The 22,215-nt window shown below is 51.6% G+C and carries 14 protein-coding genes; 5 read left to right on the top strand and 9 right to left on the bottom strand.

What is annotated here, in order from left to right; genetic code table 11:
• Positions 1–132: 132 nt before the first annotated feature.
• Together AC5JO6_RS03625 and AC5JO6_RS03620 are read right to left on the bottom strand one after the other, a co-directional pair.
• Positions 133–747, bottom strand: coding sequence for a DUF3038 domain-containing protein (locus AC5JO6_RS03625; protein ID WP_496079678.1), 615 nt, complete (start codon positions 745–747; stop codon positions 133–135).
• A 280-nt stretch (positions 748–1,027) separates the two neighbouring features.
• Positions 1,028–1,732, bottom strand: coding sequence for a diacylglycerol/polyprenol kinase family protein (locus AC5JO6_RS03620; RefSeq protein WP_496079677.1), 705 nt, complete (start codon positions 1,730–1,732; stop codon positions 1,028–1,030).
• A 250-nt stretch (positions 1,733–1,982) separates the two neighbouring features.
• On the opposite strand from AC5JO6_RS03620, the gene thyD reads away from it, so the two are divergent.
• The gene (gene thyD, locus AC5JO6_RS03615) at positions 1,983–2,912 is read left to right on the top strand and encodes a thylakoid membrane protein ThyD (RefSeq protein ID WP_496079676.1); all 930 of its coding nucleotides are present in this window, start codon (positions 1,983–1,985) and stop codon (positions 2,910–2,912) included.
• Here thyD and AC5JO6_RS03610 read toward each other — a convergent pair.
• The 7 genes from AC5JO6_RS03610 to AC5JO6_RS03580 form a co-directional block, all read right to left on the bottom strand.
• Positions 2,909–3,166, bottom strand: a complete 258-nt coding sequence (locus tag AC5JO6_RS03610; protein WP_496079675.1) for a DUF8620 family protein — start codon at positions 3,164–3,166, stop codon at positions 2,909–2,911. The genes thyD and AC5JO6_RS03610 overlap by 4 nt on opposite strands.
• Before the next feature lie 215 nt (positions 3,167–3,381).
• Entirely contained in the window at positions 3,382–3,597 is a 216-nt protein-coding gene (locus AC5JO6_RS03605) for a hypothetical protein (protein WP_496079674.1), read from the bottom strand.
• A gap of 401 nt (positions 3,598–3,998) precedes the next feature.
• The gene (codA, locus tag AC5JO6_RS03600; RefSeq protein ID WP_496079673.1) at positions 3,999–5,252 is read right to left on the bottom strand and encodes a cytosine deaminase; all 1,254 of its coding nucleotides are present in this window, start codon (positions 5,250–5,252) and stop codon (positions 3,999–4,001) included.
• Between the two features lie 2 nt (positions 5,253–5,254).
• Complete coding sequence (locus tag AC5JO6_RS03595) at positions 5,255–5,845, bottom strand: chromophore lyase CpcT/CpeT (RefSeq protein ID WP_496079672.1); 591 nt, start codon at positions 5,843–5,845, stop codon at positions 5,255–5,257.
• Positions 5,846–6,063: 218 nt separating this feature from the next.
• Positions 6,064–7,182, bottom strand: a complete 1,119-nt coding sequence (locus AC5JO6_RS03590; RefSeq protein ID WP_496079671.1) for an esterase-like activity of phytase family protein — start codon at positions 7,180–7,182, stop codon at positions 6,064–6,066.
• A 140-nt stretch (positions 7,183–7,322) separates the two neighbouring features.
• The gene (locus AC5JO6_RS03585) at positions 7,323–9,428 is read right to left on the bottom strand and encodes a M48 family metallopeptidase (RefSeq protein WP_496079670.1); all 2,106 of its coding nucleotides are present in this window, start codon (positions 9,426–9,428) and stop codon (positions 7,323–7,325) included.
• Between the two features lie 139 nt (positions 9,429–9,567).
• Positions 9,568–10,158: a LemA family protein gene (locus AC5JO6_RS03580; protein ID WP_496079669.1), complete on the bottom strand. Its 591-nt coding sequence runs from the start codon at positions 10,156–10,158 to the stop codon at positions 9,568–9,570.
• 424 nt (positions 10,159–10,582) lie between these two features.
• Between AC5JO6_RS03580 and AC5JO6_RS03575 the strand changes: the two genes are divergently transcribed.
• From AC5JO6_RS03575 to AC5JO6_RS03560, 4 genes are all read left to right on the top strand, one after another.
• Positions 10,583–12,115, top strand: a complete 1,533-nt coding sequence (locus AC5JO6_RS03575) for a diguanylate cyclase domain-containing protein (RefSeq protein WP_496079668.1) — start codon at positions 10,583–10,585, stop codon at positions 12,113–12,115.
• Between the two features lie 44 nt (positions 12,116–12,159).
• Positions 12,160–15,330: a response regulator gene (locus tag AC5JO6_RS03570; protein ID WP_496079667.1), complete on the top strand. Its 3,171-nt coding sequence runs from the start codon at positions 12,160–12,162 to the stop codon at positions 15,328–15,330.
• A 222-nt stretch (positions 15,331–15,552) separates the two neighbouring features.
• On the top strand, positions 15,553–15,978 hold the full coding sequence (locus AC5JO6_RS03565) for a response regulator (protein WP_496079666.1): 426 nt from the start codon (positions 15,553–15,555) through the stop codon (positions 15,976–15,978).
• Between the two features lie 368 nt (positions 15,979–16,346).
• Positions 16,347–22,205: a PAS domain-containing hybrid sensor histidine kinase/response regulator gene (locus AC5JO6_RS03560; RefSeq protein WP_496079665.1), complete on the top strand. Its 5,859-nt coding sequence runs from the start codon at positions 16,347–16,349 to the stop codon at positions 22,203–22,205.
• Positions 22,206–22,215: the final 10 nt, after the last annotated feature.

Raw genomic sequence — 22,215 nt, 5'->3', positions numbered from 1 at the left:
GCAACAAACGCTGAATGGGTGTGTAGATAAGGGAATGACTGCTAAAAGAGAGTCAACGTTGGAGCAAGGAAGAAAACAGCTTCAGGAAGGAAAAACCCTGTTGTCAAAGGAACGTTGCCGTCGATTCTCTTACTAGCTACTACTAGCCGATCGACTGCTGCCATCGTTCGATCGATCCATCAGTGCCAGCCAGAGCCGTCGTGAACCATTGGCAGCACTATAAAACAGTAGGTCGATGAGAAGTTTGAGGGCAAGATTGGTCAGTACAGCAGGCGAAACGTCATCGCCATCCTCCATCCGCTCCTGATACGTGTTGTTAAACGTATCAAGATAATCTCCTAAGAGCGCAATTTGATGCGGTTCGCGCTGTTGTTCGGTCGCCTGTTCTAACAGGGCAACCGCGCGACGAATCGTTTCAGCCTGCTGTTTGGCAAGATGGCAGCTAATCAGTACCAGTGCGCGCGCCTCCTCAACATCTAGCTTCTTACGCCCTCCTTGTCCGCGACGCAGTGGGCTGGATTGACGCAACCGCCAGAGCGCCACGCGATCGACCACCATCGACTCCAGCTTCAACTCACTCGCCGCCTGAAGCATTGCTTCAGAGCCGATCCCAGTCAGTGCTTCTAGTGCCAACAAGACCAGGTCTAATTGAGCCTTGATGTTATCAAGCTGAGACGGATCAGGTTGATTCAGGAGCGGGAGCGTTTCAACAGTAGCGGGCGTGGGCAGTTTGACGGGAGACGGCATAGCTTTAGGATAGAAAACACAACCAGGATTGACGTATTGGTTACGTGCTTTGAAACAGGACTAGAAAATGGCTGCGGATGTTTCTGTTTGGGAGACAGCCAATCGTGGCATATTTACAAAAACGTGACCTCACCCTGTCGGTCAAAAAATTTGGCGTTGCTGCATCAGTCTATGAATGCCAAAATTCGCCCACCCTTCGGGAGCAAGCTACACCCCAGACCTCTCCCAACGGGCGAGGGAGCAGAAATAAGGGTAATTCATCATTCATCCTGACATCAAATTAGCCTGGTAGCCAAAGTTGACAGAGGACAAAGCAGAGTGTAGCACTGCCTAAAGGCACGGTTAGATTGTCAATCCCAAACTTTGAAAAGGCTTCTAACCCGGTCGCCACGATCGCCACTGCCAGGGCTATTACCCAGGTCTGCCAGAGATTTCCCTGCACTGCCAGCAAAATCAAGACACTCACCACGCCGCTGACGATCGCCATTGTGAGCGATCCTTCCCAACTTTTCTGCGTGTCCCAAAGCTTGTAAGGGTGTTGACCAAAACGTTGCCCAACCAGCGCTGCTAAACCGTCGCCCCAGGTCATCACCAGCACACCGATCGCGGCATAGTGAGGCTGTTGGATCGTCCAAAACCACGCAACCAGAATACCAATGCTCATGGCGTAGAAAAACGTGCCCAGACTTTTGCGCCCGATGCCATTGATACTTGGCAGAATAGGCAGGCGATACGAGAGAAAAGCGATCGCGCTGAACATCACAGACGCGCCAATACCCAACCAGGCAGGCACCTGCAACCACCATGCCAGCAAAATCACATTGCCAGCGCCAATATGAACCACCTTGCGAACCACCTCTGAGCTGACAGAGGTGTAGCGATGCAGCCATTCTGCCAGCAACCCAAGCAAGCCGATCCAGGCTCCAGTAATCGCAATTTGCAGCCAGAGCGGTGGTACAGTCGAGAACCAGAGCGGCGCGGTCATCGCAGCAATCAATGTAGTGAATGGGTTTACATACTTTCACTGTAGTGGAAATTAAGGTGCGATCGTAAACAGACAGCCATTCTGCTTGCGTCCAGCCTGCTATGAGGTTCTAGCAACTTCGATATACTGAAAGGTGCTTCTCAGGGTTATGTTCAGCTCGGTGAACGATCGCACGAGCAACAGTTGACTAACAGCTTGAAGAGTCCGTCGTTTCTCACGCTTAAATTACGATCGCACACAGAGGTTTTGCATGAAAGTCGCCATTACGGGTGCAACTGGTTTTGTTGGGAGTCGTTTGATCGAGCGCTTGCAGGCAGACAGGCACACAGTCGTTGTTTTGACCCGCAACCCGGAACGCGCCCTACGACTCTTTCCCACTGCCGCCTTTCCGACCGTCGATGTGGTCGAATATACGCCAACAGAGCTGGGAGAGTGGCAACACGCGCTTTCTGGCTGCGATGGTGTGGTCAACCTAGCAGGAGAGCCGATCGCCGAAAACCGCTGGACGGCAGAGCGCAAGCAAATGATCCTCAATAGCCGCAAGCGGGGCACACAAACCTTAGTTGAGGCGATCGCTCAAGCAACGCCCAAACCAACTGTGTTAGTGAATGCGTCAGCGATCGGCTACTACGGTACCAGTGAAACCGCCACCTTTGATGAAACCAGTCCTGTGGGTGACGATTTTTTGGCAGAAGTCTGCCGGACATGGGAAGCCGAAGCGGAGAAAGTAAAGCAAGCTGGACTGCGACTGGTGATTGTGCGGATTGGCATCGTCTTGGGAGACGGTGGGGCGCTTGCCAAAATGATTCCCCCGTTCAAGCTGTTTGCTGGGGGTCCGATCGGCACAGGCAAGCAATGGTTCTCCTGGATTCACCGCGAAGATCTGGTGAGCTTAATGCTCCAGGCTCTGACCAACAGTGCGTTCGAGGGCGTTTACAATGCTACGGCACCCCATCCGGTTCGCATGGCTGAACTTGCTAACGCTCTAGGATCGCTGCTGAAGCGTCCGTCTTGGCTGCCAGTACCCGGGTTTGCCCTTGAAGCGCTGTTAGGCGATGGAGCAAAAGTTGTGCTTGAAGGGCAGCAGGTTTTACCGAAACGCACTGAGGCGATCGGCTTTCACTATCAGTACTCAACGATCGCGCAAGCGCTTTCCGAAATCTTGGGGTCAAGCGTTTAAGTATTGCCAGTTGAGCGTTCGCGCCAGCGCTTAGCAACCCAACTCAGCGCACCACTCAGCAACGCGCCTGCCATCAGAATGCCAAGCGCTGGTGTGAAGACAGGCTCCCAAAGTTTGTACCAAAGGTCGAGACCCAGCGGCACATTTGCAGCTCGACCAGCCACGGCAACTGCCAGCCATAAAAAGCTGAACAACACCAGGAATAAATCCACCATCAGCGCTACATTGAGCCACTGAAGTAATCGCTCTCTCATAAATCTTAGTATTGCAATATGCGCTTGGATGAGGACAAAGGGTTAACTACGGAGTTGAGAGATTACATTCAAATATCCCAATTAAGTTCAAAGTCTGTGATTCAGATTCTGAAAAATATCTTTAGTCTTGGACTTCATATTAACAAAAAAGATGGCTGATTTAGGTTTAAATCAGCCATTTGACACGCCTATTCATCGTTAGTTCTTCAGGTATTTTAGATTTGTGACAAATCCTTATCTAGCTCTATCGAGGCAGTTTGCTGCAAATTGTCAGGATCGACGTAATGGCAAACGGCATCATTCATACAGATAAAAGCCCAGCCTGAACGATCGATGCTGACCAGTTTGTAGGCTGCTTCTTGAACAAAACAACCTCTATGGTTGCGAGTTTCTGGTTTAACTTCGATGTTATTAAAGTCATCAAAAATCATCAGTCTTAACTCCTTAGCCGTGAAAACACGAGCTGTAAAGAACGCATTTATATGAAGAGTTAAAGGCTCTTCTATCCCAGTGATTACATACTATCACTGGATTCTTAGACTGTTCATTACGAAATATAAGCAAATATAACAATGCATAAATTATTGGCAGAGTTACGCTCGAAAAATCCTGTTTTGAACAGTGGAATTTGCAAAAAACTGTAACGATCGCGCTTCAATCAACCTAAGGCACCGCCAAATTAACACTTCTTAACAAATCCTCTAATCTTTAATGTTGGTTCGATGCGGCTAAAAGCTGGCTAGAGGCGGGTCAGGCAGACACAACATGCCAAATGAGTGAGTCAAGTCGTTCAACTCTACTCACTCGCGCCTGAATTAAGTTGCTGAGGCTTCTACTCCCCGTGCCAAATCGCTCTTGGCGCGTCGGTTTGTGCCAGCAGTTTACCTTGAGCGATCACGTAGCTCACAGTGGCACGGCTGCGGATGGCATCATAGCGGTCTTTAGCATCTAGCACGATGAGATTGGCAGGTTTACCCACTTCAATGCCGTAGCGATCGCTCACATTGAGCGTTCTGGCACCGTTCCACGTCACCATGTTGTAGCAAGCGTCGATCTCAGCCTTACCCGTCATTTGACAAACGTGGAGTCCCATTGAAGCAACGTCCAGCATGTTGCCAGTGCCGAGAGAATACCAGGGATCTTGGACGCAATCGTGTCCAAAACTGACATTCGTACCTTGCTGCCAGAGTTCCTTGACGCGCGTCACACCCCGACGTTTGGGATACGTATCGGTGCGACCTTGAAGCGTAATGTTGATCAGAGGGTTGGCGATGAAGTTAAGTTCGGTGCGGCGTAGAAAGCTCAGCAGCTTGAAGGCATAGGCATTGTTGTAAGACCCAAACGCTGTCGTGTGGCTGGCAGTGACGCGAGAACCCATGCCTGTATGCAGCGCACAAGCGGCAACGACTTCAAGAAAGCGAGACTGATCGTCGTCAATCTCGTCGCAGTGGATGTCGATGAGGCGATCGTACTTCTGTGCCAGCTCAAAAATGCGATGAACCGATTTCACACCGTCCTCTCGCGTTAGTTCGTAATGGGGAATGCCACCCACTGCATCAGCACCCATTTCCATTGCTTTTTCAATGAGATGGTCATTCTGTGATCCACCATAAATGCCGTCCTGTGGAAAGGCGACAACTTGTACAGTTATCCATTCTCTTACGGCTTCACGGACTTCTAAAAGTGCCTGAAGTGCAGTGAGGCTAGTTTCGCTCACATCGGCATGGCTGCGAACGAATAAAACGCCCCGCATGGCTTGCTGCTTCAGGGTTTCAATGGCACGGGATTTGACATCTTCCAGGGATAGATTTTGCTTGCGATCGCGCCAGATCTCAATCCCTTCAAATAGGGTGCCGCTCTGATTCCACCGTGGTTCGCCCACTGTCAACGCAGAATCTAGATGAATGTGTGACTCGACAAAGGGAGGGCTGATCAGTTGCTTTTGAAGATCGAGTTCAGTTTTGGCAGGTTCAGCAAGCTGCGGTGCAATGGCAACGATCGCTCCCTGCTGTATCGCAACATCTACGCCAGCGATCGTCCCGTCACTGTAAAGCAGGCGACCATTACGCAGGAGCAAGTCGTACATGATTACACCTTGATTTCATCAGCAAAGCTCGCCCAACGCACAAATTCAAACGGTCCCGCGACCGATCCCCACAGGTGTTCATCGGTTTCGGGGTCGCGCCCGCGATCGAGGCTGCTAAATTTTTCACCGTCAATTTCAAATTCACTGTCGAGGTAGGTCGTTGCGCCTTTACGCACGACAATGCAGGCTTTGCCAGGTTCTACCTGTCCCTTGAAGCTATTTCCCGTCCAATGCACCCGCACGTTGCATCCAGGCAGCTTTTCCAGGCGATCGGCTGTCAGGGTTTCCAGTCGCTTAACATCACGCGTGGCACCGTAAAATTGCGCTTCATCGCGCACTAAAAAATTCTCGATTTCGATGCGATCGTTTGTTGCCATTAGCTTCAGCACTCGCAAGCGGTAGGGAGCGTTGAGCGCGTAATCGTATGCCTGCTCTACCATCAAACTCACCCCCGACAACAGCGATACAGGTAACGGGCGCATACAAACGCGAATGTGAGCAAAGAAGGGCGGATTTTCAAATGCCTGTGCCTGGTTGCTAAAGTCTGCCGCCATCCAACGTCCCAGGGTTGCAATATCGGTAGAGTGAGTCATCGATCGTATCCGCACTAAAAGACTGACACTATCTTAAAACGGTCGCTGTCTCCTCTGCTGCATAAGAAGTTTTGAGTTTTGATTTGAAGGAGAGGTGTGAAGTGTGATCCCTTAGCTGTTTTATTTCTTACCCTTTACCTTCTGCCTTCTACCTTCTGCCTCCTGCCTTCTACCTTCTGCCTCCTGCCTTCTGCCTTCTACCTTCTGCCTTCTGCCACTCAACCCAACCCCTTCAGACGAAACAGCAAAAACTGTGTCACCTGCTCGTCACGAAAGTTGTCGTCACTAACCAGTAACAAACTGCGGCTACCATCCGGCAAACGCGGTCCGATCGCCATCCCTTCAAGGTTATCCAGTGGCACATCCAGAAAAGAGAGGTCAAGCAACAGCTTTTTGGGAATTGCTACCGTGCCGCGCAAGGTGCCTTTCAAGCTGTCGATCGATGAAATATCTGTTGCACCACCCGTTGCTAGTTGAAACAGCTTCACTCCAAAGCCTTTGTTGCCAAACGATCGCTCCAGGCTGAGAAAATGACCACCCTGATCGATCGCCAGCAAATCTGTTAACCCATGAGCGATCGCGCCGTTTGGTGGAGGATCGAGCTGATACAAATGCTCAGAAATGAGGAGCGCTCGACGAGCCTCCAGCATATAGTGCAGCAAACGATTTTTGGCTCCCTGCGTCTGCTCCATCGGGCTAATATCTTGCTTGAGAGCGGACTCAGTCGCAGCAAACAGACGGAAGGGTTCAACCGCTGTTTTCCCATAGCTGCTAGAGGCGATCGTCAGCGATTCAAACCCCAAATTATCCTGCACGCCCTGCGTTTGCTGGTCTCCCTCCGCATCAGGACTGTAGCGCTTGGGAAGTTGCAGGTTCCGTTTCCACTTCCCCGTTTTGAGGTCAAATTCGCGCACGAACGGTGGAATGCCATCCCGCGTCACGCCTTCACTGGAGATGAAAACTGTGTCCAGTGGCGACAGCGCAATGCCTTCTGGATCGATCGTGCCCTTCACATAGGGCTTGCTGTCTTCGCCCATGATTGTCGTGACGGTTTCGATCGCCACCTGTTTAATCTGGGGCGTATTAGCGTTAGCCTGATCTAGAGCCAGCTTAAGCGTATAGAACCGAGCAGGCGCAAACTCGCTGCGATCGTCCGAAAGGGCGTAAAAGCGATCGCGCTGGCGATCGTAGGTCATGCCAGACAGCCCACCGACGCGAGTCCCCTTAAAGTCTTGCTTCGGCAACTGGTAGTCGTCCAAAAAGTCCAGCTTCAGGTTGAGAAACAGCCGCTCTTCAGCGCTTACTTGCGGCAAATCGCAGCCTGTCAAGAGTGGCATGACCGCCAAAACCAGAGCTAACAAACAGGAGGTTAAACAAAATCGCCGATCGCTCACAGTCTGTCTCTCGCTTACCAAGTGGATACACCTGAATTATGCGGGATCTTGCGATCGCTGCGGGTTTTGATCCAGTTGGGTCGCTACACATTTCTGGCAAACATCTTGCTGCCAGTGTTTAAGAAGGGAGGCATGGGGCAATCGAGCAGAATGACGATTGCTCTCAGCAATTCTGTCTCTTGCACTGTGACTTTGTTATCTAGCAAGACCGTATGAGCACAGGCATCAACGATCGCTTGTTTGAGTTTTGGGGTTGCCAGATTCAGGCGATCGAGGCTGTGCTTCAGCGTTTTCATGTTGCAGGCAGGTGGCGCATCGGGTAGGGTTTCTTGCCCCGCTCCTGGTAAACGATACACGCCAGAGCGAAAGGCATAGGCGATCGCATCAGTACCCGTTTGCCCGACCTGCGCCAAGCCTGACAGCAAAATCAAACAGTCTGACCAAATTTGCCCGATCGTAGTGAACTCGGTTGCTTGAGTGCTGGTCGCGCTAGAGGGCTGCAAGCGATGGCGCAAGACAGCATACAGCACAAACTCTGGCAGTGACCAGCGACCATCCGCATTTGCCAAGCCCTGAATGCATTTAAAGAGCCGCTGATGCTGATCAGTATCGCTCTGACGCAGCACGGGTACGGTGAGATCCACCAATGGCAGCCGCGATCGCGGGTCAAGTGCATCAATGTCGGCACTCAACGTCAGCGTCTTTTCAATCACATCAGCGGGTTCAACCTGCTTTAGCCACTCTAGTTGCTGGGTTCGGACCTGAAGATTTTGGGTGTCAAGCAACAGCCCGTAGACGATCGCGATCGCGCCTTGAGGTTCTCGAATACCCAACAGAAGCGATTCGGGTAACTGTCCCAATAAAGCTTTGGCATAAGCGTAATGTTCAGGCGTAACCGTGCCAATCTGTGACACGATCTGAGCAGGGTTTGCCTGAATATGGGGCGATCGAGTAACTGGTGACCCACCTGCAAACCCCATCGTCAGCGATTCTTCCCCTACGGCTGGGCTGCTTGAGGACATCGGCGCTTGCCCTGCATACTGCCGTTTTGATGCGTTCAGCCGACGAATGCGCTGCCCCAACGGTGGATGAGTCGCAAACAGTTCTTCCAGAAAATTGAAGCGTAGGGCGCTGCCAAAGAACAGGTGACTGTTGCTCTCGGCTGATGGCGCATGCACGAGCGAACTGTAGTGATGATTGGCGATTTTGTCCAATGCACCTGCAATCCCAGCGGGGTTGCGCGTAAACTGCACCGCAGAGGCATCGGCTAAAAACTCACGCTGACGCGAAATCGCGCTTTTGATTAGCCGTCCGCACAGCAAGCCAAAGCTACCAATCACTACCAGAGCGATACCGAACGCTAACACTGCATTCCCTTCCTTGCCGCGCGGTCGCCAATCGATCACCACTCGCCCTGTAATGTAAAGCAGCAGCAGCCCGTGCAAAATGCCGATCAGACGGATATTGAGCCGCATATCGCCATTCAAAATGTGGCTGAATTCATGCCCAATCACGCCTTGCAGTTCGTCACGTGACAACTGTTCCAACGTGCCACGAGTCACACCAATGACTGCATCATTCGGCGTAAAGCCAGCCGCAAAGGCATTGATGCCCTGTTCATTATCCATCACATACACAGCAGGCACTGAAATGCCAGCGGCGATCGCCATTTCCTCTACGACATTCAACAACTGCCGTTCTTCGGGATGCGCCATTTCCGACAGCAGCAACCGTCCGCCCATTTCCTGAGCAATGATACTGCCCCCCGCTTTCAAGGTCTGAATTTTGTACAGGCTACCCAAACCCACCAGTACTACTGTGCCCGTACCAATGGTGAAAAACAGCGAGGGTTGCCACCAGCTAAAGGCTGCTTTCTGAGTGACAGGCGGACACGGCACCAGCACAGGACTGGAACTAACGGCAACACGATTGGAATCACGCGGTTTGAAGCGTTGCGCCGGATCGCTCATGTTGGGGGTAACACCAGGCTCAGAGGCGGCAGGACGCGGTTGGGTGCAGTTGATTGCATTGCGGGACGATCGCGGTTTCGACCCCTTAAGCGAACCTGACAGCGTGACGACTGCCGCCAAATAGACTGTGCCAGTAATAAACAGCAACGAAAGGGCAAAGAGAAAAATCAGCTTCCGAGTATTCTTTCGCGCTTGATCTTGATGCTCAAAAAAATTCATGCTGCTCCGTCAGGAGGATTGTGACAGGTGCAGCCCGCGCATCCTCCAAAAGTGAATGGTTTAAATGGTGAAGATAGGAATAGCTATCAGCTATCAGCCATCAGCTATCCGCTTTTTGCTGACCGCTGATGGCTGATTTTTAACTAAACGAAACTCGCGGCGCTGCTTTGACTTCTGGTGCTGCTTCTTCTAACAGTTCTGCCTGTGTGAAATTAAAGCCATTCGCCACTAAATTGCTAGGGAACACTTCGCGCTTTGTGTTGTACAGCGTCACCGCATCGTTGAATGCCTGACGAGCAAAGGCGACTTTGTTTTCCGTGGAAGACAGTTCTTCCATCACCCGCGTCATTGTCTGGTCTGCCTTCAGGTCAGGATAAGCCTCTGAAATCACCATGAGTCGTCCTAATGCTCCCGTCAGCGCTCCTTCAGCATCACCTAGCTGCTGCATGGCGGTTGGATCACCAGGGTTTCTAGCAGCGCGACTGTTGGCTGACAGTGCCGCATTCCGGGCAGCAATGACGGCTTCCAGCGTTTCCCGCTCGTGCTTCATGTAACCTTTCGCGGTTTCCACCAAATTTGGAATCAAATCATAGCGTCGCTGTAGCTGCACATCAATTTGGCTGTAGGCATTTTTGTAGCGGTTGCGAAGGGTCACAAGACCGTTGTAACCATCCATCAAAATGAAGCCAACGATCAGAATGAGTACAACCAGAAAAATCAAAATCCCCATAATGTCTCAGTCCTAGAGTCGAGAGGTGGTGGAGGTACGAATGCGACGTTGAACGATCGGTCACCGTCAAGGTTCAATACAAAAGCTTGAAGACAGATACCGCAAAAATGCGATCGCTACGTCGTCACTTCATCGCTATAAATAGGAAATTTGCCTCCAGTTGGAGTATGCCCATTTCACCTGCTTGGTTAAACAATTCCCGCTTGTCGTCTAATCAGGCGGACTGTATGCGATCGGCATCAGCTTTCTGGGCACTCTAGAGCTTAAAATCCTCAAAAAACCTGTCATCCAGTGAGCTTAAATTCTCAGAGAATGGACGGAAACTCGACTCCTTCAGTGCGTTCTGGGTCGAAACTGTGTGATTTCACACTTCATCCGAATGGCAGGCTAGGGGCATATCTCACTCCTCAGCCGGAGAGTCAGGATGACTGATGTGAAAGCCAGTATTTTGGTGGTGGACGATCACCCGGATAACCTCCGCACACTCTCTGCTGTGCTCAACCAGCATGGCTATCGGGTCAGAAAGGCAATCAGTGGGACAGTGGCGCTGGAAACGGTGCAGTCGCAGCCGCCCGACCTGATTTTGCTGGATATCCGGATGCCAGAGGTCGATGGGTATGATGTCTGTGGCGCTTTGAAAGCGTGTCAACAAACCTGTGACATTCCGATTATTTTTCTGAGTGCTTTGGATGACTCAGCCAGTAAGGTCAAAGCCTTTGAGTTAGGTGGCGCGGATTACATCACCAAGCCCTTTCAAGGTGAAGAAGTGTTGGCGCGGGTGAGAAATCAACTGACGATACAGCGGCAACAGCAACAGCTTGTCGCCCAAAACCAGCAGCTTCGCCAGGAAATTCACGATCGCCAACAGGCACAGGCTGCAACTGAACTACTGCTCAGCACCATTCAAGCCGTGAGTGAAGCCGCAGATTTAAACACAGCGCTGAAAGCAACTCTAGACAATATTCGAGCGGCGATCGACTGGGACTACTGCGAAGCCTGGACGATCGATGAGGCAGGTAAAGCGTTACGCCTCGCTCAAGTCTGCTATGACCAGAGTGATCTGCCGATGCAGCAGTTTGATCAGGCAAGCAATGCCTATACCTTTAGTCATGGCGTTGGGCTACCGGGTCAGATTTGGGCATCGCAACAACCCCAATGGCTGGCAGATTTGTCACAAATCCCCGTTACCCTCTTTCCCCGCACTCAGTTGACAGAGGCAGTTGGATTCAAAACAGGGTTTGGTGTACCGATCGCGTCAGACAACCAAGTTTTAGCGATTCTGCTGTTCTTCGATCGCACGTTCCAATTGCCCGACCTCCAGCTTCTTAAACTGGTGAACGGCATCGCGCTGCATCTGGGTACATCCATTCAGCGGAAGCAGGCTGAGGCGGATTTAAAGCAGGCAAATCGCAAGCTGCATCACCTCGCTACGATCGATGGATTGACGCAAATTCCTAATCGACGCTGTTTTGATGCGTACCTCAAGGCAGAATGGGGGCGATCGCAGCGAGAAAAGGCTCCATTGTCTCTGCTCCTATGTGACATTGACTACTTTAAGCGTTATAACGATCGCTACGGGCATCAAGCCGGAGACCACTGTTTACAGCAAGTGGTGCAGGCGCTGAAAGACAGTATTAAACGACCAGCAGATTTAGCCGCGCGGTATGGTGGCGAAGAGTTTGCGATCATCCTCCCCAATACGCCTGCAAAAGGAGCAGTGCACGTGGCTAAACGGATTCGGCGCAATCTTGCCCGGTTGCAAATTCTCCATGAAAACTCCTCCGTGAATCATTGGGTAACATTGAGTGTAGGGATTGCCTGCTGGACTCCTGATCAAGATTTTTCGCCTGAAGACGTGATTGCTGCCGCTGACCGGGCACTCTATGCTGCGAAGTCCGCTGGGCGTAATACTTATCACCTATCGCCCCAATCAGACAACCGCTTACCTGTTTCATAGCCCTCTCTGCGCCCTCCCAGCCAGTCTTGTCCCCAGATGCAATCATGGTGAAGATTTTAATTGTCGAAGATGACCCTGCGCTTAGGGCAATTTTTTCAGCCGCGCTCACCGACCAGCGCTACATCGTTAATGTGGTAGCAGATGGGCAGCAGGGATTAGACCTGGCAACCTCTGTAGACTATGACCTGATTCTGCTGGATTGGATGCTACCGAAGCTGGATGGCATTGGCTTTTGTCGTCAGTTTCGCCAACAGGGGCATCAAACGCCCATTCTGTTGATGACGGCTCAAAGCAGCGCGATCGATGTTGTAACCGGGCTGGATGCAGGAGCCGACGACTACCTCATCAAACCCTGTCAAATGCCAGAATTGCTGGCACGAGTGCGGGCACTGTTGCGTCGGGGTGAGGCAGTTAGCCCGACGTTGCTAACCTGGGAAGGGCTTTGCTTGAACCCGATCGCCGCCAATGTCACCTATAACGGTCAGCTACTCACCTTAACCGCCAAAGAATATGGGCTGCTGGAATTGTTTCTGCGCCATCCCCAGCGCATCTTTAGCCGCACGACTATTCTCGATCGCCTGTGGGAATTTGACGCGTCACCGAATGAAAGTGCTGTTACCAATCACATCAAAGACCTGCGGCAGAAACTCAAGACCGCTGGCATGGCGATCGATCCGATCGAAACAGTCTATGGGTTGGGTTATCGCTTGAAGCCAGCACCCGCACCGACAGAAGGAGTGCAGGGGTTGGTTGTCAGCGGTTCTGACGAGAGCCTCAGTCAAGACCAGTCTCATCACAGCAACGGCGCAGAGGACGAAAGACGGAAGAGAGCTGTTGCCAGCAGCAAGGTGTTGGAACGGTTCAGAGCGACCTTTGCAGAGAGAGTAGCGGTCATTGAGCAGGCAAGCACAGCCCTCAGCGCTAGTCATTTACAGCTCAGTTTAAAGCAGGAAGCGAGACAGGCAGCGCATAAGCTGGCAGGTGCTTTAGGGTCGTTTGGGTATCCGCAAGGATCGGTATTGGGACGGGCGATCGAGCAATTGCTGACCCATGAAACGCTAGGACAAGAACAGATTGAGCCATTAGCTCAACTGGTTTTGGCGTTACGGCAAGAACTGGCAAAACCGTCTGCGTTAACAGAGATTGCCAATCAGGAGAGCGCAAACAAGCAGGATACTTCTGAAGCCAGAGTGTTAGTGGTAGATGATGACCCCACTATTTTGGCGGCGTTAAATTATCTGCTGACTCCTTGGGGCATTGAGGTGACAGGGTTAAATGCCCCTGAACACGTTCGGGAAGTCTTGGCGGCAACAAAGCCCGACTTGCTGATCTTAGATGTGTCGATGTCCGGCTCCAGTGGGGTAGATCTTTGCCAGATCGTGCGGCAGGATGAACGCTGGGGCAATTTGCCTATTTTAGTCGTCACGACGGATACGGATACAGCATCGATTCAGCAGGTGTTTGCGGCGGGAGCGGATGATTTTATTGGCAAACCGATCGTGGGTCCAGAACTGGTGACACGGGTCATTAGCCGTCTGGAGCGGGTACGGGCAAAGCAGCGATCGACCAACTCTGACCAGCTGCAACGGTTCCGCGATCGCGCCGAAAGTGCCTCGTTAGAAGTCACCGCCAGTCAGTTGCTGGATACCAGCGCGAATCTTTTATTGGTAGACGATCAGCTTGATAACCTGCGAACGCTATCCGCCATTTTGAAGGGACGGGGCTACCGCGTTCGCAAGGCAACGAGCGGTGAAACGGCGCTGGAAACCATCCGCTCTCAACCGCCCGACCTGATTTTGCTCGATATCAGAATGCCCGATCGGGATGGTTACGACATCTGTGCAACGTTGAAAGCGGACGAAAACACCCGTGACATTCCGATCATTTTTTTGAGCGCTCTGGATGATACTGCCGATAAGATCAAAGCGTTTGCGGTCGGTGGAGCCGATTACATGACCAAGCCCTTTCAGGCGGAAGAGGTCTTAACCCGCATTAAGCATCAATTGGTGATTCGGCAGCAGCAACGCCAGCTTGTGCAGCAAAATCATCAGCTTCAGCGCGAAATGCAGGAACGCCAGCGATCGAAGGCTGCTCTGTACCGCACCCAGGATGTGTTGCAGGAAAGTGAAGATCGGTTTCGCAGCGCGTTTGATCACGCCTCGATTGGCATGGGGCTGATGGGGCTAGACGATCGCTGGTTGAAGGTAAACGCCGTATTGTGCCAGATATCGGGCTACTCGGAGCCGGAACTACTCACGTCAACCGTGTCGCATCACCTTCCGGTTGCCGAACGAGAAACGCTTGCCACCTGCCTGCGATCGCTGCTCGACCCTACAGCGCAGAGTTGCCAGATCGAATTACAGGTCTTCCGCAAATCGAAGCAACTGATTTGTGTGTTGATGGGCATCTCGCTCGTTCAAAATGCTCAACATCAACCGCTTTACTATGTCGTTCAATGGCAAGACATCACCGCACGCAAGGCGATCGAGCAAATGAAAGATGAATTTGTCGCCATGGTGAGTCACGAACTGCGAACACCGCTGACAGCCATTCAGGGAGCCGTGGGTTTGCTGGCATCAGGCAGTTTGAACCAGAACCCAGAACGGGCAAAACAAATGCTAGATATTGCGGCATCGGAAAGTGCCCGTCTTGCCCGCCTCGTGACCGATGTGCTGGATCTAGAGCGGCTCAACGCTGGCGATGTGACATTGATGCAAGAACGCTGTAACGTCGCTGACCTGCTGCAACGATCGGTCAACAGTATGCAGCCGATCGCCGACCAACACGCCATTACCCTCTCCCTCTCACCGCTCTCTCAAGATGTTTGTGCCTCTCCAGATGCGATCGTGCAAGTGCTCACCAACCTGATCGGCAATGCCATCAAGTTCTCTCCTGGAGGCAGCACGATCGCGATCGCCGCCACACTAATCACTCTCCCACACACCCCACACCCCACACCCCACACCCCACACCCCCACATCCTCTTTTCCGTTCAAGATCACGGCTGTGGCATTCCACCCGAACATCTCGATTCCATCTTTGGGCGCTTTCAACAGGTCAACGTTGCCGATTCTCGCTCAAAGGGAGGCACCGGACTGGGGTTAGCGATCTGCCGCAGCATTGTGCAGCAACACGGTGGGCATATTTGGGCAGAGAGTACGTTGGGCAAAGGTAGTACGTTCTCTTTCACGTTGCCTGTGACTGCTAACGCTTAACCATAGAAATTCCATACTTTCTCGCTCTAGGCTGAGAAACAAAACGAGAAGAGTCAGCACTCGGTATAAAGTATGACGTTTCTTCCTCGGTTAAGTGATCGCCCGTGCGTGACCAAAACCTCGGAGGTTTAAGCCATTACCCTGGTCACGATGCTTGATTCTGAATGAAAACTTCCGAGGTTTGCGGAAGTTCGATCGCGATCGTCTGTCTGCCTGAACGTCATGCCTACGTCGAAGCAAAATTTTGCTGCCAAACGCATTTTACTCATTGATCACGAAGTCAACGTGCGAGCCGTTGTCCAAACCTGCTTGAGTGTGCTGGGCGGATGGGAAGTCTTGATTGCCGAATCGAATCAGGCAGGGCTGAGTCAAGCCATTTTGCAGCAGCCCGATTTAGCCATTTTGCAGCAGCCCGATTTAATTATTTTGGATCCTTCAGTGTCTGAACAGATCAACGGGTTAGCGCTGCTTGAGCATTTGAAAGCACACCCTGCCACGCGCTTAATTCCGGTTATCTTACTGTCAGCCGAGGTACGTTGGCTCAATGCACAGCAGCTTCAGCAGCTTGGAGTTGTAGGGGCGATCGCCAAACCCTTCCATGCCCCAACCTTACCCGCCCAAATTGCGGCTCTAGTCGGCTGGGTTTAATTGCCTTGAGACAAAATCTCGGCGGTTTGAGTCAGTTCGCTATTTGTATCAAGTCGCAACAATTGCTGTATTGCGATCGTATTACATGTTAGCCGTAGAAAATCCATATTTTTCCTCTTTACGCTCAAGTTACTGGGAGAGTGGGGAAATATGATGATGGCGAAGCCAGCCGTTTCTTACCCATTGTGTGGTTCGCCCAACCAATCCAGTCTTCTCACCATCACTGCTGAATCATCCAGGTCTAGTAGCGATGTTTCCCTCTGTCCCACCCCTTTGGTGAGAAGTGCCGTTCCATGCTCTGCCCTTAGCACGGTCAGAGAGACAAAATTCCAGACGATACACTTGATTCAATGTTGCTTCTGAGCGGTATGCAAGAGATCTTTTCCAACCTGCTGAATACAGAATCATTTATTCCTCATGGTCACTGTTATCTCTGGAAGCCAGGTTTGGTGTGGCTACACTTGCTGTCTGACGCGTTGATTGCGATCGCCTATTACTCGATTCCCATTACCCTGGTTTACTTTGTCCGCAAGCGGCAGGATCTGCCCTTCAACTGGATCTTTCTCCTGTTTGGAGCCTTTATTGTCGCCTGTGGCACCACCCACATCATGGATGTTTGGACGCTGTGGCATCCCACCTACTGGCTGTCTGGCGCGCTTAAAGCCATCACGATGTTGATTTCGGTCAGCACCGCCATTTTGCTGGTGCCCTTAACCCCCAAAGCGTTGGCATTGCCCAGCCCCGCCCAGTTAGAAATTGCGAACCAGGAACTGGCGCATGAAGTGAATCAGCGTCAGCATGCAGAGGAGGCACTCCGCCAGGTCAATGAGCAACTTGAAAGCCGGGTGGAGGAGCGCACTGCCGAATTGCTTCGCAGCGAAACCCAGCTCAGGCAGGCAAACGAAAGTCTGGAAAGTCGCGTTGCCGATCGCACGGTTGAACTCCAGCAGACCAACGATCGTTTGCAACAGGAGCTTTTTAAGCGAGAGCAAGCCGAGCGGCAACTCCAACAAACCTTAACGTTGCAAAACGCCATTCTCAACAGTGCCAACTACAGCATCATCTCGACCACGGTAGATGGCACCATCACCAGTTTTAATGCGGGTGCTGAAAAAATGCTGGGTTACACTGCCGCAGAGCTTGTGGGCAAAGTTTCTCCAGCGATTCTTCACGATCCGCAAGAGGTGGTAGCGCAGGCTCAGCTTCTTTCCCAAGCATTAGGCGTTGAAATGGCACCGGGCTTTGAAGTGTTTGTGGCGAAAGCAAAGCGGGGAGAGGTAGAAGAATGCGAGTGGACGTACCAACGCAAGGACGGCTCTCGGTTTCCGGTGCTGCTGTCAGTGACCGCCCTGCGCGATCGCGACGACAATGTGACGGGGTTTGTTGGCATTGGCAGCGATATCACTGCACGTAAACAGGCTGAAGCTTCACTGGCACATCTCGCCGCCATTGTGAAATACTCTGGCGATGCCATCATCAGCAAAACCTTAGACGGCATCATTCTAAGCTGGAACGAGACCGCCGAAAAAATCTTTGGCTATGGGGCTGAAGAAATCGTTGGACAGTCCATCACCCGGCTCATTCCATCCACTTTGCTCTATGAAGAACAGCAAATTCTGGAAACGATTCGACGCGGAGAAACGATTCAACAATATGAAACGACACGTCTCCGCAAAGATGGGCAGACGATTCATGTCTCTGTCACCGTATCGCCCTTAAAAGACTCAGCAGGCAACATTATTGGCGCTTCGGCAACAAAACGCGACATCAGCGATCGCAAACAGGCTGAAAATGAACGTAAACGGGTTGAGATCGCACTACGCAATAGCGAAGAACAGTTCCGCCATGCCTTTGAAGATGCCTCGATCGGGATGGCGATCGTCTCTTTGGATGGGCACTGGCTGAAGGCAAATTCCGCCCTGTGTCGGATTATTGACTACACCGTAGATGAATTACTCCCACTAACCTTTCAGGACATCACCCACCCCGATGATTTAGAAGCAGACCTCGATTATGTCAATCAGCTTCTTGCAGGAGACATTCCAACCTATCAACTGGAGAAACGCTATTTCCACAAACAGAGACATATTGTTTGGGTGTTGCTAAATGCTTCTCTCGTGCGAGACGAGCAGGGCAATCCCCTCCACTTTATTGCCCAAATTCAAGACATCACCACGCGCAAACAGATTGAAGCTGCCTTGCAAGAAAATGAAGCTCGCTATCGAGCGATCGTTGAAGATCAAACTGAACTGATCTGTCGCTTTCTGCCAGACTCTACCATTCTTTTTGCCAACGATGCCTACTGTCGTTATTTTGGGCTGCACCTGGACGAGGTGATTGGCAAGAGCTATCAGCCCGTAATCTTTGCAGACGACCAGGAAAAAGTCGTACAACTGGTTAGTTCCATGAACCGAGATCACCCCACGGTTATGATTGAAAACCGCGTGATCTTGAATGGACAACTGCGCTGGACACAATGGAGTAACCGCATGATCTTTAATGAACACGGAGACTTCATCGAATATCAGGCTGTCGGGCGGGATGTTACAGAGTTGAAACGGGTGGAATTAGAGCGGCAAGCGGTGAGCGATCGCCTGAATTTTCTGCTCAATTACAGCCCCGTTGTCATCTTTAGCAGCAAGCCCGATGGCGACTATGGCGCAACATTTATCAGCGAAAACATCCAAGACGTTTTGGGCTACGATGCCAGCGCGTTTTTAGCAGATTCTCATTTTTGGGCGAATCACTTGCACCCGGATGATGTTGAGCGAGTGTTTGATGGATTAGCGAATCTGTTTGTTGATGATTTTTACACGCATGAATATCGTCTTCGCCGATCCGATGGCATTTACTGCTGGTTACTGGCGCAGCTCAGATTGATTCGTGATCAGGCGGGTAGACCGTTGGAAATTTTGGGCTATTTGGTTGACATTAGCGATCGCAAGCAGATTGAGGCACAACTCCAAAAAAGTGAAGCCAACCTGCTGGAGGCTCAACGGGTCGCACACGTCGGCAGTTGGGAATTAGACTTCACGACCCAACAACTCATCTGGTCGGAAGAATTGTTGCGCATGTTTGGCTTTGAGTCAGCCGCTCCGAAACCAGGCTACGCTGAACATCTCAACTATATCCATCCGGACGATCGAGACCTGCTCCAAACCTGCATTATGCAAGCCACTGAACGCGGCACTCCCTATGCCGTCGATCTGCGGTTTTTTCGATCCAACGGCACGATGGGCTACATGGAAGCGAAAGGAAGAGCCGTGCAAAATGAACACGGGCAGGTTGTGCGACTGTTTGGCACGGCATTAGATATTAGCGATCGCAAACGCATTGAAGCAGAACGCCAGCAGGTAGAAGCCGCGCTGCGAGAAAGCGAATCCCGCTTCCAGGCATTTATGGATCACAGCCCTGCGGCTGCCTGGATTACCGATGCTAATGGCACCATGCTTTACGCCAGCGAGACTTACTGCCGCACGTTCCAGGTTCCCACCACTAATTTAATTGGTCGATCGGTGTTTGACCTGTTTCCCCTTGAGATTGCCCAACAATTTCTCGCCAATATTCAAGCCGTTGCCCAGTCGCAGCAGGTGATTGAAACGGTTGAAATTGCGCCCCGGGCAGACGGCACAGCGGGCGATTTCCTGGTCTACAAATTTTCTGTGCCAGATGGTTTGGAACGCGTGTTGGTGGGAGGCGTGGCGATCGATATTACCCTCCAACATCGCGCCGAAATCGCACTGCAAAAAAGTGAAGAACGCTTGCAACTGGCGCTAGAAGCCTCCGGTGATGGACTGTGGGATTGGAATATCGCCACAGGTGAGGTCTATTACAGTCCTCAATTCATGACCATGCTGGGCTACGACGCTGACGAACTGCCGCGGAATTTGGAAACCTGGAAGTATTTAACCCATCCAGATGATCAAGCCTGGGTACTGGATATCCTCAACGCTCACATGCAAGACAACTCAGTGCCCTATTCCTTCGACTACCGCGTTCGCGTCAAAGTCGGAGGCTGGAAATGGATTGCTAACTACGGCAAAGTAGTGGCTTATGACGCTCAGGGAAAGCCTTTACGGATGATTGGCACCCACAAAGATATTAGCCATCGCAAACGCACCGAAACAGCCCTGCGAGAAAGCGTCGATCGGGAACGGGCGATCGCCGAAGTGATTCAACACATGCGCCAAACGCTGGATCTGGAAACCATTTTTGGTGCCACCACCGAGGAACTCCGGCGGGTATTGAAGTGCGATCGGGTATTGGTTTACCGTTTCAACCCAGATTGGAGCGGGGCTGTCGTTGCCGAGTCGGTGGGAAGTGGCTGGATTTCAGTGATCGAAACGCTAACAGATAACGATAGCCCCTTAAACTCACAGGCATTAGAGCGCGATCGCTGCATCATCAAAGCATGGGATAGCCAGGAAGCCAAATCAAACGATACCTACATTCAGGACACTCAAGGCAGCATTTACCGTCAGGGCACCAAACACAGCAGAGTTACCGATATTTATCAGGCAAACTTTGACCCCTGCTATATCAATTTCCTGGAAACCTTTCAAGCGCGGGCATACCTGACCGTCCCCATCTTCAGCAATCAAAAACTCTGGGGATTGCTTGCCAGCTACCAAAATTCCAGTCCACGCGCATGGCACGAGAGTGAAATTCAGATTTCGGGTCAAATCAGCACACAGCTAGGCATTGCCATTCAGCAGGCAGAATTGTTTGCTCAGATTCAGCAGCAATCCAACGAACTGCAACGGGCAAAAGAAGCCGCAGAAGTCGCCAACCGCGCTAAAAGCATTTTTCTGGCAAACATGAGCCACGAATTGCGAACGCCGCTGAATGTGATTTTGGGCTTCACCCAAGTGATGAACCACGATGCCTCATTGCCTCCCGAACAGCAGGAGCACGTCAAAATTATTCATCGCAGCGGTGAACATTTATTGACTCTGATCAACGATGTATTGGATCTATCCAAAATTGAAGCCGATCGCATCACGTTTGATCAAAGCAATTTTGATGTCATTGCTCTGCTGCGATCGCTCTGGGAAATGCTCCGGCTCAAAGCTGAAACCAAAGGCTTACAGCTCAACCTTGACATTGCAGACGATGTACCCCAATACATCACCACCGACCCCAACAAACTTCGTCAGGTACTCATCAATCTGCTCAGCAATGCCATTAAGTTTACCGAAACGGGTAGTGTCACCCTGCGCGTCAGCGTGGGAGCGTGGGAGCGTGAAAGAGACACTGCCTCTCCCCATCCCCCCATCCCACCCCACCCCACACCCCACACCCTCCTCTTCGCAGTCGAAGACACTGGCATCGGAATCACGGCTGCTGACCTTGAAACCATCTTTGATGCCTTTATGCAGGCTCAAGCGGGAAAAGTATTGACCGATGGCACAGGTTTAGGACTGACCATTAGCCGTCGTTTTGTGCAGTTAATGGGGGGAGACCTGACAGGCAGCAGCACTCTGGGGCAGGGCAGTACGTTTCGGTTTAGCATCCCCATTCAAATTGTCAACGCCGCAGAAGTGCCGTTGCCCAAAACGCAGCAGCGCATTCTTGGCTTAGTTCCCGGTCAACCGCTGTATCGCATTTTGGTGGTTGATGATCAGCCCGAAAATCGTCAACTACTGGTGAAATTCCTGACGCAGTTAGGGTTAGAAGTGCGACAAGCCTGCGACGGCGAGGAGGCGATCGCCTTGACTGCTCAGTGGCATCCCCATTTGGTGTGGATGGATATTCGGATGCCCAAAGTCGATGGCTATGAAGCGACTCAGACAATTCGTGCCACGCCGGAAGGACAGGAGATTGCCATCATTGCGTTAACGGCTCAGGCATCTCGCAGCGCTCGTACGCTTGCTCTCTCCGCAGGCTGCAACGACTACCTCAGCAAACCCTTTAAAGAAAACGAATTGTTCACCAAAATGGCGGAGCATCTGGGGTTGAGATACGTGTACGAAGACCAGCAGGAAAGGGGCGCAGACCAGCCTCTAGCCCTGACTCCTGATGCTTTGAACGTGATGCCATCGGATTGGCTTGCCGCTCTCCAGCAGGCTGCTCAACATTGTGATGACGAAGAAGTTTCTCACTTGATTGAGCAAATTCCCCAGGATTATTCCACCCTGTCAGCCGGACTCGATCGTTTAGCTCACGACTTTCAATTCAAACAAATTGTTCAGCTCATTCAAGCAAGTTCTAACAACATCAGTGAATGAGTTCCAAGCA

The organism is Tildeniella sp. (assembly GCF_059505325.1).
Note: the sequence above shows the minus strand (reverse complement) of the source record. Positions and strands in the feature narration are given on the sequence as shown.

Coding starts and splice junctions, on each gene's coding strand:
- AC5JO6_RS03580 (WP_496079669.1), bottom strand. CDS start 10,158: ATGGGGATTTTGATTTTTCTGGTTGTACTCATTCTGATCGTTGGCTTC.
- AC5JO6_RS03620 (WP_496079677.1), bottom strand. CDS start 1,732: ATGACCGCGCCGCTCTGGTTCTCGACTGTACCACCGCTCTGGCTGCAA.
- AC5JO6_RS03570 (WP_496079667.1), top strand. CDS start 12,160: ATGGTGAAGATTTTAATTGTCGAAGATGACCCTGCGCTTAGGGCAATT.
- AC5JO6_RS03575 (WP_496079668.1), top strand. CDS start 10,583: ATGACTGATGTGAAAGCCAGTATTTTGGTGGTGGACGATCACCCGGAT.
- AC5JO6_RS03595 (WP_496079672.1), bottom strand. CDS start 5,845: ATGACTCACTCTACCGATATTGCAACCCTGGGACGTTGGATGGCGGCA.
- AC5JO6_RS03585 (WP_496079670.1), bottom strand. CDS start 9,428: ATGAATTTTTTTGAGCATCAAGATCAAGCGCGAAAGAATACTCGGAAG.
- codA (WP_496079673.1), bottom strand. CDS start 5,252: ATGTACGACTTGCTCCTGCGTAATGGTCGCCTGCTTTACAGTGACGGG.
- AC5JO6_RS03565 (WP_496079666.1), top strand. CDS start 15,553: ATGCCTACGTCGAAGCAAAATTTTGCTGCCAAACGCATTTTACTCATT.
- AC5JO6_RS03590 (WP_496079671.1), bottom strand. CDS start 7,182: ATGCCACTCTTGACAGGCTGCGATTTGCCGCAAGTAAGCGCTGAAGAG.
- AC5JO6_RS03560 (WP_496079665.1), top strand. CDS start 16,347: ATGCAAGAGATCTTTTCCAACCTGCTGAATACAGAATCATTTATTCCT.
- AC5JO6_RS03625 (WP_496079678.1), bottom strand. CDS start 747: ATGCCGTCTCCCGTCAAACTGCCCACGCCCGCTACTGTTGAAACGCTC.
- AC5JO6_RS03610 (WP_496079675.1), bottom strand. CDS start 3,166: ATGAGAGAGCGATTACTTCAGTGGCTCAATGTAGCGCTGATGGTGGAT.
- thyD (WP_496079676.1), top strand. CDS start 1,983: ATGAAAGTCGCCATTACGGGTGCAACTGGTTTTGTTGGGAGTCGTTTG.
- AC5JO6_RS03605 (WP_496079674.1), bottom strand. CDS start 3,597: ATGATTTTTGATGACTTTAATAACATCGAAGTTAAACCAGAAACTCGC.